An 11,978-nucleotide genomic window follows, 5' to 3' on the forward strand; every position below is an offset into this window, starting at 1 on the left:
CCGGTCCATGGGCAGTCGCGGGATCCGGCCGTGGCGTCCGGCGAGGTTCCCCGCGCCCCGGCCGGCGTGGGTCGCCCCCGGCGCCTTCTCCAGGGGCGCACACCCGGCGCGGCGAAAGGCGGGGCCCCGAGGGCGCAGGGGGCGCTCCCCGCCGCAAGGGGCCCCGCCGCCGTGCCGCGGGAGGCCGGTCAGCTCCGGTCGGCCGCGGCCCGCAGAGCGATCCGGTGCTCGCCCGCGTACACGTTCATGGAGGCCCCCCTCAGGAACCCCACCAGGGTCAGCCCGGTCTCCGCCGCCAGGTCGACCGCGAGGGACGACGGCGCCGACACGGCCGCCAGCACCGGGATCCCCGCCATCACCGCCTTCTGCGCCAGCTCGAACGAGGCCCGCCCCGACACCAGCAGCACCGCCCTCGACAGTGGCAGCGCACCGCTCTGCAGGGCTCGCCCCACCAGCTTGTCCACCGCGTTGTGCCGCCCCACGTCCTCCCGTACGTCGAGCAGTTCGCCGTCCTCGGAGAAGAGGGCCGCCGCGTGCAGACCCCCGGTCCGGTCGAAGACCCGCTGCGCCGCGCGGAGCCGGTCGGGGAGGCCCGCGAGGAGGCCGGGGTCGAGCCGGACCGGGGGAGCCTCACCCCCGCGGGTGTCGTCGACGGCCCAGCGGGCGGTCGTCCGGACGGCGTCCAGCGACGCCTTGCCGCACAGCCCGCAGGACGAGGTCGTGTAGACGTTGCGTTCGAGATTGATGTCGGGGACGACGACGCCGGGAGCGGTCCGCACGTCCACCACGTTGTACGTGTTGGCTCCGTCCTCCGTCGCCCCCGCGCAGTAGACGATGTTCTGCAGGTCCGACCGCTCGGCGAGCACGCCCTCGCTCACCAGGAACCCCGCCGCCAGCGCGAAGTCGTCCCCCGGGGTGCGCATGGTGATCGCGAGCGGCTTGCCGTTCAGCCGGATCTCCATCGGTTCCTCGGCGACGAGGGTGTCCGGGCGGGTGGAGACGGCACCGTCCCGGATGCGGATCACCTTGCGTCGTTCCGTGACTCGTCCCATGTCGTGTCTCAGTCCCGGTTCTGTACGTGCTGGTAGCCGAAACGGCCCTTGATGCAGAGGTTGCCGTGGGTCACCGGGTTGTCGTGCGGCGAGGTGACCTTCACGATCTCATTGTCCTGCACATGGAGGGTGAGGTTGCAGCCCACTCCGCAGTACGCGCAGACCGTGGTCGTCTCCGTCTGCGCCGACTCGTCCCAGGTGCCCGCCGCCCGCATGTCGAACTCCGACTTGAAGGACAGCGCGCCCGTCGGGCACACCTCCACGCAGTTCCCGCAGTACACACAGGCCGAATCGGTCAGGGGGCCGTCGTGCTCCACGGCGATCCGGGCGTCGAAACCGCGCCCGACGACGGAGATCGCGAACGAGTTCTGCCACTGGCTCCCACAGGCATCCACGCACTTGTAACACAGGATGCATTTGTCGTAGTCCCGCACGTACAGCTCGTTGTCGACCCTCGGTTCCTCGTTCAGCCGGGCCGCGTCCGGGCCGAAGCGGTCCGGCTTCGCCTCGTACTCCTTGAGCCACCCGGCGACCTCCGGGGTCGTCGAGAGGTCGACCGAGGAGGCCAGCAGTTCCAGGACGATCCTGCGGCTGTGCCGGGCGCGTTCGGTGTCCGTGCGCACCTCCATACCGGGCTCGGCCTTGCGGGAGCAGGCCGGGACGAGGGTCCTGGCCCCCTCGACCTCGACGACACAGAGCCGGCAGGCGTTCTTCGGGGCGAGCGTGTCGCCCTCGCAGAGGGTGGGTACGTCCTTGCCCGCGGCCCGGCAGGCATCCAGGATCGTCGAGCCCTCGGGCGCCCGCACCGGCTCACCGTCGAGGGTGAACTCCAGCAGACGACGCGGCACTCCCAGCGGGATCACGGTCATTCGTACGCCCCCAAACGGTCGATCGCGGATTCCACGGCGTTCCAGGCGGTCTGCCCCAGACCGCAGATCGAGGCGTCCCGCATCGCGCGGCCGACCTCCCTGAGCAGGGCGATGTCACCGGCCGCCGCCGCGCCGGTCCGCTCGGCGATCCGGTGCAGCGCCTCCTCCTGCCGTACGGTTCCGACCCGGCACGGCACGCACTGCCCGCAGGACTCGTCGCGGAAGAACTCCGCGATCCGCAGCAGCAGCCGGGGCAGTGGGACCGTGTCGTCGAAGGCCATCACGACCCCCGAGCCGAGCGTCGTGCCGGCCTCCCGCGTCCCCTCGAAGGTGAGCGGGATGTCCAGTTCGTCGGCCCGTACGAATCCACCGGCCGCGCCGCCGAGGAGGACGGCACGGAGCCGGTCCCGTACCCCGGCGAGCGTGAGCAGGTCGCCGAGGGTGGCGCCGAAGGGCAGTTCGTAGATGCCGGGCCGGTCGACGCTGCCCGAGACGCAGAACAGCTTCGGCCCGGTGGAGCGGTCGGTGCCGATCGCCGCGTACGCCGGGGCGCCCAGGGTGAGGATCGGCAGCACGTTGACGAGCGTCTCGACGTTGTTCTCCACGGTCGGCTTGCCGAACAGGCCCTTCTCCACCGGGAACGGCGGCTTGGAGCGGGGCTCGCCGCGATAGCCCTCGATGGAGTTGAACAGGGCCGTCTCCTCGCCGCAGATGTAGGCGCCGGCGCCCCGGCGGATCTCGATGTCGAAGGCGTAGCCCTGCCCGAGGACGTCGTCGCCGAGCAGTCCCCGGGCGCGGGCCTGCGCGATCGCGTTCTCCAGGCACCGCAGGGCCCGTGGGTACTCGCCCCGCAGATACAGGTACCCCCGGTGCGCTCCGGTCGCGTACCCGGCGATCGTCATCGCCTCGACCAGGGAGAACGGGTCACCCTCCATGAGCACGCGGTCCTTGAAGGTGCCCGGCTCTGACTCGTCCGCGTTGCAGACGAGGTAGTGCGGACGGTCGGGCTGCGACGCCGTGGCCTGCCATTTCCGGCCGGTGGGGAAGGCGGCGCCGCCCCGCCCGACCAGGCCCGAGTCGGTGACCTCGCGGATGACCCCGGCGGGCCCGAGCTCGAAGGCCCGGCGCAGGGCCGCGTAGCCGCCGTGGGCGCGGTAGTCGTCGAGGGAGGACGGATCGACGACGCCGACCCGGCTCAGCAGGGTCAGGGAGGGGTCCCCGGCCTGGGGCACCGCCATGACGGCCGGGGGTTCCTCGTCCGCCGAGTCGGGCGCGCTCGCCGCGAGCACGGCCGACTCGACGGTCGCGGGCGCCGCCACCGCCGTACTCACCGGATCCCCGGCCCTGATCGCGAGCGCGGCCGGTGCCCGCTCGCACAGCCCGAGGCACGGGCCGCGCTGCACGCCCACCCCGCTGCCGGGGCCGAGCCGGGCCTCGATCCCGGCGCACAGGCCGGCCGCCCCGGCCGCCGCGCACGCCAGGTCCGTGCAGACGTGCAGCACGGTCGCGGGGCGCGGCCGGACCGAGAACATGGCGTAGAAGGTGGCCACGCCGTACGCCTCCGCCGGCGGCACGGTCAGCCGCCTGCAGAGGTAGTCCAGCGCGCCCCCGCTGATCCAGCCGATCCGGTCGTTGAGGGCGTGCAGCCCCGGTAACAGCAGGTCACGGCGGTCCCGGGCCTCCCGGCCGCCGCGCCCCCACCGCAGATCGCCGGCCGTCATCTCGTCGCGGGCCGCGCCCTCCCAGGAGGACTCCGGCGGCCCGAGCAACGTGTCGACCGCCGCCCTCTCCTCGTCCGTGGGCTTGCTGTCACCGAAGTGCAGGTCCACTTGACATCACCTCACGATGGTCGCGACGGGCAGCTTCTCGATCCGGATCGCCGACGCCTTGAACTCCGCCGTCCCCGCGATCGGGCAGTTGGCCTCGATCGTCAGCTGGTTGGTGTCCACCTCGTCGGGAAAGTGCATGGTCATGAAGGCGAGGCCGGGCCGCAGGGCGAGGTCGATCCACACCGGTGCCACCACCGATCCCCGCCGCGAGGACACCTGGACCTCCTCGCCGACCGCGACCCCGTAGCGCTCGGCGTCCTCCGGGCACAGCTCGATGTACTCCCCGCGCCTCAGCGGCGAGGCGTAACCGCCGCTCTGCACACCGGTGTTGTAGGAGTCGAGCCGTCGCCCGGTGGTGAGCCGGATCGGGAACCGCTCGTCCGTCAGGTCCACCGGCGGATCGTGCCGCACGATCCCGAAGGGCGCGCGCCGGCCCCGGTTCGCGGGGTCGGGGTCCCACAACCGCCCGTGCAGATAGGGCGGTTCGAGTCCGTCGGTGTCCGGGCAGGGCCACTGGATGCCCTGGTGCTCCTCCAGCCGGTCGTACGTCATGCCGTGGTGGTCCGGCGACACCGACCGCAGCTCGTTCCAGACGGCCTCCGCGTCGGCGTACTTCCAGTCGTGCCCGAGCCGGGAGGCGAGGTCGCAGAGGATGTCGATGTCCTCGCGGGCCTCGCCCGGAGGGGTGACGGCACGGCGTACCCGCTGGACCCGCCGCTCGCTGTTGGTGGTGGTGCCGTCGGTCTCGGCCCACCCGGCGGTCGCCGGCAGCACGACGTCCGCCAGCTGGGCGGTCCTCGTCAGGAAGATGTCCTGGACGACGAGGAAGTCCAGCTGTCCCAGCCGCCGCACGGCCTGTTCGCTGTCGGCCTCGGACTGCGCCGGGTTCTCCCCGATGCAGTACACGGCCTTCAGCGAGCCCTCCTCCATGGCCTCGAACATCTCCGTCAGGTTCAGCCCGTAGTGCGGCTGGATGACGGTGTCCCACGCCGACTCGAACTTCAGCCGGGACGCCGGGTCGAGGATGTCCTGGAAGCCGGGCAGCCGGTTGGGGATGGCGCCCATGTCGCCGCCGCCCTGCACGTTGTTCTGGCCGCGCAGGGGCTGCAGGCCCGAGGCGTAGCGGCCCACGTGGCCGGTCAGCAGCGACAGGTTGATCAGCGCGCGGACGTTGTCCGTGCCGTTGTGGTGCTCGGTGATGCCGAGCGTCCAGCACAGCTGGGCCCGCTCGGCCCGGGCGTACGCGTGCGCCAACTCCCTTATGGCGGCGGCCGGTACGCCCGTCACCTTCTCGGCGAGCGACAGCGTCCACGGTTCGACGAGCGCCCTGTACTCCTCGAAGCCGCTGGTCGCCCGCTCGATGAACGCCTCGTTGGCGAGGCCCGCGTGGATGATCTCGCGGCCGATCGCGTGGGCCATCGGGATGTCGGTGCCGACGTTCAGCCCCATCCAGCTCTCCGCCCACTCGGCGGTGGAGGTCCGCCTCGGGTCGACGGCGTACATCCGGGCGCCGTTGTGAATGCCCTTCAGTACGTGCTGGAAGAAGATCGGGTGCGCGAAGCGGGCGTTGGAGCCCCACATCACGATGACGTCGGTGTGCTCGATCTCCTCGTACGAGGAGGTGCCGCCGCCCGAGCCGAAGGCGGCCGAGAGGCCGGCGACGCTCGGCGCGTGACAGGTGCGGTTGCAGGAGTCGACGTTGTTGGTGCCCATGACCACGCGGGCGAACTTCTGCGCCACGTAGTTCATCTCGTTCGTGGCGCGGGCGCAGGAGAACAGGCCGAACGCGTCGCGGTTGCGGGCGATGCCCCGTGCGGCGCGGTCCAGCGCCTCCTCCCAACTCGCCCGTCGGAAGGGCTCGTCGCGGGAGTCGCGGACGAGGGGGTGGGTGAGCCGGGTGTAGGTCTTCGGGGTCCGGTCGCGTTTCCTCATACGACGCTCCTCATGCCGCGCTCCTCAGCGCGAGCAGGTCCGAGATGGCGTGGACGGTGCGCAGGGTGGGCACCTCGACACCCGTGATGTCCGCCAGCTCGACGACGGCGGCCAGCAGGACGTCGAGTTCCAGCGGTTTGCCGCGCTCCAGGTCCTGGAGCGTGGAGGTGCGGTGGTCGCCGACGCGTTCGGCACCGGCCATCCGCCGTTCGATGGAGACACCGACCTCGCAGCCGAGGGCCCGGGCGACGGCCATGGTCTCGGCCATCATCGTCTCGATGACCTTGCGGGTGCCGCCGTGCAGACACATCTGCCGCATGGTCGCCCTGGCCAGCGCGCTGATCGGGTTGAACGAGATGTTGCCGAGCAGCTTGATCCAGATGTCGCCCCGGAGATCGGGTTCCACCGGACACTTCAGGCCACCGGCGACCATGGCCTCGCTGAGCGCCCGGCAGCGCGCCGAGACCGTGCGGTCCGGCTCGCCGATGGAGAACCGGGTGCCTTCCAGATGCCGTACGACCCCCGGTCCTTCGAGCTCGGTCGCCGCGTAGACGACACAGCCGACGGCCCGTTCGGGGGCGAGCACCGCGCTGACCGCGCCGCCCGGGTCGACGCTCTCGACACGCCGGCCGTCGTACGGGCCGCCGTGCCGGTGGAAGTACCACCAGGGGATGCCGTTCTGGGCGGCGATCACCGCCGTGGTGCCGTGCAGCAGGGGCTCGATCAGCGGCCCGCACGCCGCGTACGAGTTGGCCTTGAGGCCCAGGAGGACGAAGTCGACCGGGCCGATCTCGGCCGGGTCGTCGGTGGCGTGGGCGCGGGCGGTGAAGTCCCCGCGCGAGCTGAGCACGCGCACCCCGTCCCGCCTCATGGCCGCGAGATGCGGTCCACGGGCGACGAGATGCGTGTCCGCGCCGGCGCGGTGGAGCGCGGCGCCGACGTAGGCGCCGATCGCACCGGCGCCGAGAACTGCGACTTTCATGGTGAGGGAGCTCCGTTCGGTCGAGGGATACCGCGGAGATGGAGCACAGGGGGAACTCTGTCGACGAAATATTGTCTACAGTATGGGACTTGGGGCGACAAGGGTTCGTGCAGCGGCCGGGCAAGGCATTACCCGGACATGAAGGTGGCCGGTACTCGGACCCGCGGGACGGCCGGGGAACGACCGTTCGGCGCGCGGGGCGTACCGCTCACCGCATACGGTCGCCGCGCCGCCTGTTCAACCCCCCTTGCCACTCCCTACCGTCCGGGATCATGAGTCCCCCCGTCGCACCTCCGGGCTGGAGCCGCTGGCTCGTCCCCCCGGCCGCACTCTCCGTTCATCTCTCCATCGGGCAGGCCTACGCCTGGAGCGTCTTCAAGCCGCCGCTCGAATCCGCGCTCGGCCTCAGCGGCACCCAGAGCGCCCTGCCCTTCCAGCTCGGCATCGTCATGCTGGGCCTGTCCGCCGCGTTCGGCGGCACCCTCGTCGAGCGCAACGGGCCGCGCTGGGCGATGACGGTGGCGCTGATCTGTTTCTCCTCCGGCTTCCTGATCGCCTCGCTCGGCGCGGCCACCGAGCAGTACTGGCTGATCGTCTTCGGCTACGGCTTCGTCGGCGGCATAGGTCTCGGCATCGGCTACATCTCGCCCGTCTCCACCCTGATCAAGTGGTTCCCCGACCGGCCCGGCATGGCCACCGGCATCGCGATCATGGGCTTCGGCGGCGGCGCGCTCATCGCCTCGCCGTGGTCCGCCCAGATGCTGGAGTCCTTCGGCTCCGACTCCTCCGGCATCGCCATGGCCTTCCTGGTGCACGGCCTGTCGTACGCCGTGTTCATGCTGCTCGGTGTGCTGCTGGTACGGGTGCCGCGCACCGAGAAGCCGGTCGAGGCCGGACCGAGCGTGCTGGACGGCCCGCAGGTCTCGGCCCGCGACGCCATCCGCACCCCGCAGTTCTGGTGCCTGTGGGTCATCCTCTGCATGAACGTCTCCGCGGGCATCGGCATCCTGGAGAAGGCCGCCCCGATGATCACGGACTTCTTCGCCGACTCCTCCACCCCGGTCACCGTCACCGCGGCCGCCGGCTTCGTCGCGCTGCTCTCCGCGGCCAACATGACCGGCCGGATCGTCTGGTCGTCCACGTCCGACCTGATCGGACGCAAGAACATCTACCGCGTCTACCTGGGCGTCGGCGCGCTGATGTACCTGCTGATCGCCCAGTTCGGCGACTCCTCCAAGCCGCTGTTCATCGTCTGCGCCCTGGTCGTCCTGTCCTTCTACGGCGGCGGCTTCGCAACCGTCCCCGCCTATCTGAAGGATCTCTTCGGCACCTACCAGGTAGGCGCCATCCACGGCCGGCTGCTCACCGCCTGGTCCACGGCCGGTGTCCTCGGACCGCTGATCGTCAACTGGATCGCGGACCGGCAGGAGGAGGCGGGCAAGTCCGGCCCCGAGCTGTACGGAACGTCCTTCTTCATCATGATCGGACTGCTCGTGATCGGCTTCGTCGCCAACGAGCTGGTCCGGCCCGTCAACCCCCGCTTCCACGTCCCCGCCCCGAGGGAGGCCACCGATGGAGTCCAGCGACGCGAGTCCGAATCCGCCTGACCGGCGACCCCTGATCGTCTTCGCCTGGGTGTGGGTGGGCGTGCCGCTCGCCTACGGACTGTACGAACTCGTGCGGAAGGCCACGCAATTGTTCACCGGCTGAGTGTTCGACGCCCGAGGCCCGGCTTGGGGTCTGATGGAAGCCCACAACTTGGGCCACCCTTTACTGTCGCCTCGGCCGCCCTCATACCCGTGAGTCACTGATCAGACTGGTTGATCCCGCTGACCACAGGCTACGAGGGGAACACTCATGACTGGCTCGCGTATCGCCGCCGTCGGCCACTACCAGCCCGCCAAGGTGCTCACCAATGAGGACCTGGCGGGTCTGGTCGACACGAGTGACGAGTGGATCACGAGCCGCGTGGGCATTCGCACACGGCACATCGCCGGACCCGACGAACCCGTCGACGAACTGGCCGGCCACGCCGCCGCCAAGGCGCTGGCCTCGGCCGGCCTCGGCCCGGAGGCCATCGACCTGGTCGTGGTCGCCACCTCCACCGCCATCGACCGCTCCCCGAACATGGCGGCCCGGGTCGCGCACCGGCTCTCCATCCCGAACCCGGCCGCCATGGACGTCAACGTCGTCTGCGCCGGGTTCACCCACGCGCTGGCCACCGCCGACCACGCCGTGCGCGCGGGGGCCGCCACCCGGGCGCTCGTCATCGGTGCCGACAAGATGTCCGAGGTCACGGACTGGACCGACCGCACCACCTGCGTCCTCGTCGGGGACGGGGCGGGCGCGGCCGTCGTCGAGGCCTCGGAGGAGCCCGGCATCGGGCCGGTGCTGTGGGGATCGGTGCCCGAGATGGGCAACGCCGTACGCATCGAGGGCACCCCGCCGCGTTTCGCGCAGGAGGGCCAGAGCGTCTACCGCTGGGCCACCACCAAGCTGCCGCCCATCGCCCGCGCGGCCTGCGAGAAGGCCGGACTCACCCCCGCCGACCTCGCCGCGGTCGTCCTGCACCAGGCCAACCTGCGGATCATCGAGCCCCTCTCGACGAAGATCGGCGCGGTCAACGCCGTGGTCGCGAAGGACGTCGTCGACTCGGGGAACACCTCGGCCGCGAGCATCCCCCTCGCCTTCTCCAAGCTCGTCGAACGCGGTGAGATCTCCAGCGGCGACCCCGTGCTGCTGTTCGGATTCGGCGGCAACCTCTCGTACGCCGGCCAGGTCGTCCGCTGCCCGTGAGTCTCTGAGCAGGGCGTTCGTGGTGCCGCCCGGGGCGGTGTGACGAGGCATGCTCGTCGGCCCCCTGGCCATCATGGGTCGTAGACTGTAGACGAAAGACAATCCATACTGGCTGTCGACTCGGACTTTCCAGTTCTTTCCAGTACGGGCCGTCGACTTTCCGTGTGCAGTACACCCAGTGGTGCTCTGGAGGGGGACCCGATGTTGTCGACAGGACTTCCGCAAGGGGCGGTGCCCAAGCTCGAACGCCCCGGCCCGCTGCGCGACCGCGTCTACGAGGCCCTGCTCGAACTCATCACCACGCGCGCGCTGCGCCCCGGCCAGCACCTCGTCGAGAGCGAGCTCGCCGGGCACCTCGGGGTGTCCCGGCAGCCCGTCCGCGAGGCCCTCCAACGCCTGAACACCGAGGGCTGGGTCGACCTCCGGCCCGCCCAGGGGGCCTTCGTCCACGAGCCGACGGAGGCGGAGGCCGACCAGCTGCTGACGGTCCGCACCCTGCTCGAGGCCGAGGCCGCCCGCCTCGCCGCGGCGAACGCCGGCACGGCGGGCATCACGGCCCTGGAGGACCTCTGCACGCAGGGCGAGGGAGCGGTCGCCGCCGACGAGGTGGACGCGGCCGTCGCCCTGAACGCCCGCTTCCACGCCAAGGTCATGGAGCTGGCCGGCAACACGGTCCTCGCCGAACTCGCCGCCCAGGTCGACCGCCGGGTCCGCTGGTACTACACCCCCGTCGCCCGGCAGCGCGGCAGCCAGTCCTGGATCGAGCACCGCGAGCTGATCGCCGCCATCGCCGCCCGCGACGAGGCCCGCGCGACCCAGGTCATGCGCGCCCATACGGAGCACACGCGGAAGACGTATCACGAGCGGGAGAAGTAGCGGGGTCCGCTGTTGCCGGTTGCTGGTGGCCGGTGGTCTGTTCCGGTTACCGGGGGCCCGGGGCCCGGGGCCTGGGGCGGGGCGGTGGTGCCCGCGCCGCCGTGGCCGTGCGCCGCCGCCGCGCGTAGCGCCCGTGATCCCGGCCGGGTCGGCGCAGGGGTGGCCGCCGCGACGGTCCGGCCGCGTCTGCGAACGGCCGCGGGCGCTCGTTTCAGCAGGTCCTGCGGTTCCCGCTGCCCCGCGAGTCCGGCGCCGGGCGCTTCGCGTCCGCCTGCCCGTCGCTCTTTCTTTGTCCACTCAGTGGCGAAAGTCTGCGCCAATCGGTGCGCAACTTCTTCCCAGGCCCGGCAGCCGCTGCTACGTTCCCCTCGAAAGCCAAGCACAGCGGTGCCGATGAGGCGGGAGGGGCTTGTGAGACGAATGACGGCTCGACCCGCGAACGCGCACCAGGCCAGACTGCTGCGGCTGTTGCGGGACGGCGGACCCAACTCCCGGGCGCAGCTCGGGGACCGGGTCGACCTCTCGCGGTCGAAGCTGGCCGTGGAGGTGGACCGGCTCCTGGAGACGGGACTGGTCGTGGCCGACGGACTGGCCGCCTCACGCGGCGGCCGCCGGTCGCACAACATCCGGCTCGCCCCCCAACTCCGCTTCCTCGGCGTCGACATCGGCGCCACCTCGATCGACGTGGCCGTCACCAACGCCGAGTTGGAGATCCTGGGCCACATCAACCAGCCCATGGACGTACGGGACGGCCCGGTCGCCGTCTTCGAGCAGGTGCTGTCCATGGCGGCCAAGCTGCGGGCGTCCGGGCTCGCGGAGGGGTTCGACGGCGCCGGCATCGGTGTACCCGGACCGGTCCGCTTCCCCGAGGGCGTCCCCGTCGCCCCGCCGATCATGCCGGGCTGGGACGGCTTCCCGGTGCGCGAGGCGCTCAGCCAGGAACTCGGCTGCCCCGTCATGGTCGACAACGACGTGAACCTGATGGCGATGGGGGAGCAGCACGCGGGCGTCGCCCGTTCCGTGGGCGACTTCCTCTGCGTCAAGATCGGCACCGGCATAGGCTGCGGCATCGTCGCCGGTGGCGAGGTCCACCGCGGGACGACGGGCAGCGCCGGCGACATCGGGCACATCCTCGCCGTGCCGGACGGCCGCCCCTGCGCCTGCGGCAACCGGGGCTGTCTGGAGGCCCACTTCAGCGGCGCCGCCCTCGCCCGTGACGCCGAGGAAGCCGCCCGCCAGGGACTGTCGGTGGAACTCGCCTCCCGGCTGGAGATCAACGGCACCCTGACGGCCGTCGACGTGGCCGCCGCGGCCGCCGCCGGCGACGCAACCGCGCTCGACCTGATCCGCGAGGGCGGCAACCGCACCGGCCAGGTCATCGCCGGACTCGTCAGCTTCTTCAACCCCGGCCTGGTCGTGATCGGCGGCGGGGTGACCGGCCTCGGCCACACCCTGCTCGCCGCCATCCGCACCCAGGTCTACCGCCAGTCACTTCCCCTCGCCACCAACAACCTGCCCATCGTGCTGGGGGAGTTGGGGCCCACCGCCGGAGTCATCGGCGCGGCCCGCCTCATCAGCGACCACCTGTTCTCACCCGCGTAAGCCCCTCCCGGCAGCTGCCTAACACCGATCACCGGAACAG

Annotated in this window: 10 protein-coding genes; 5 read left to right on the forward strand and 5 right to left on the reverse strand. The window is 71.4% G+C overall.

Annotated elements, in window-relative coordinates; genetic code table 11:
* Positions 1-188 precede the first annotated feature (188 nt).
* Genes fdhD through ACZ6BB_RS03250 form a run of 5 tightly spaced genes read right to left on the reverse strand, consistent with a single transcriptional unit; the run spans position 189 to position 6,664 of the window.
* On the reverse strand, positions 189-1,052 hold the full coding sequence (gene fdhD, locus ACZ6BB_RS03230; protein WP_471613601.1) for a formate dehydrogenase accessory sulfurtransferase FdhD: 864 nt from the start codon (positions 1,050-1,052) through the stop codon (positions 189-191).
* 8 nt (positions 1,053-1,060) lie between these two features.
* Positions 1,061-1,921, reverse strand: coding sequence for a 2Fe-2S iron-sulfur cluster-binding protein (locus ACZ6BB_RS03235; RefSeq protein ID WP_471613602.1), 861 nt, complete (start codon positions 1,919-1,921; stop codon positions 1,061-1,063).
* On the reverse strand, positions 1,918-3,750 hold the full coding sequence (locus tag ACZ6BB_RS03240; protein WP_471613603.1) for an NADH-ubiquinone oxidoreductase-F iron-sulfur binding region domain-containing protein: 1,833 nt from the start codon (positions 3,748-3,750) through the stop codon (positions 1,918-1,920). Before ACZ6BB_RS03240 ends, ACZ6BB_RS03235 begins: the two co-directional genes overlap by 4 nt.
* Before the next feature lie 6 nt (positions 3,751-3,756).
* Positions 3,757-5,682 carry a molybdopterin oxidoreductase family protein gene (locus ACZ6BB_RS03245; RefSeq protein ID WP_471613604.1) on the reverse strand — a complete coding sequence of 642 codons (1,926 nt, stop codon included), beginning with the start codon at positions 5,680-5,682 and terminating at the stop codon, positions 3,757-3,759.
* A 10-nt stretch (positions 5,683-5,692) separates the two neighbouring features.
* Positions 5,693-6,664 carry a 2-dehydropantoate 2-reductase gene (locus ACZ6BB_RS03250; protein WP_471613605.1) on the reverse strand — a complete coding sequence of 324 codons (972 nt, stop codon included), beginning with the start codon at positions 6,662-6,664 and terminating at the stop codon, positions 5,693-5,695.
* 272 nt (positions 6,665-6,936) lie between these two features.
* Between ACZ6BB_RS03250 and ACZ6BB_RS03255 the strand changes: the two genes are divergently transcribed.
* The 5 genes from ACZ6BB_RS03255 to ACZ6BB_RS03275 all read left to right on the forward strand — a co-directional run bounded on the left by ACZ6BB_RS03255 (position 6,937) and on the right by ACZ6BB_RS03275 (position 11,938).
* Positions 6,937-8,271 carry an OFA family MFS transporter gene (locus ACZ6BB_RS03255; RefSeq protein WP_471613606.1) on the forward strand — a complete coding sequence of 445 codons (1,335 nt, stop codon included), beginning with the start codon at positions 6,937-6,939 and terminating at the stop codon, positions 8,269-8,271.
* A complete protein-coding gene (locus ACZ6BB_RS03260; RefSeq protein WP_318810201.1) occupies positions 8,237-8,374 on the forward strand; it encodes an MFS transporter small subunit in 138 nt (45 codons plus the stop codon). The genes ACZ6BB_RS03255 and ACZ6BB_RS03260 overlap by 35 nt, the downstream gene beginning before the upstream one ends.
* A gap of 147 nt (positions 8,375-8,521) precedes the next feature.
* A complete protein-coding gene (locus ACZ6BB_RS03265; RefSeq protein WP_471613607.1) occupies positions 8,522-9,460 on the forward strand; it encodes a beta-ketoacyl-ACP synthase III in 939 nt (312 codons plus the stop codon).
* Between the two features lie 201 nt (positions 9,461-9,661).
* Entirely contained in the window at positions 9,662-10,336 is a 675-nt protein-coding gene (locus ACZ6BB_RS03270) for a GntR family transcriptional regulator (RefSeq protein ID WP_471613608.1), read from the forward strand.
* Between the two features lie 420 nt (positions 10,337-10,756).
* Entirely contained in the window at positions 10,757-11,938 is a 1,182-nt protein-coding gene (locus ACZ6BB_RS03275) for an ROK family transcriptional regulator (RefSeq protein ID WP_471613609.1), read from the forward strand.
* The last annotated feature ends 40 nt before the right edge of the window (positions 11,939-11,978 follow it).

This window comes from Streptomyces sp. NPDC041108, from assembly GCF_055592645.1.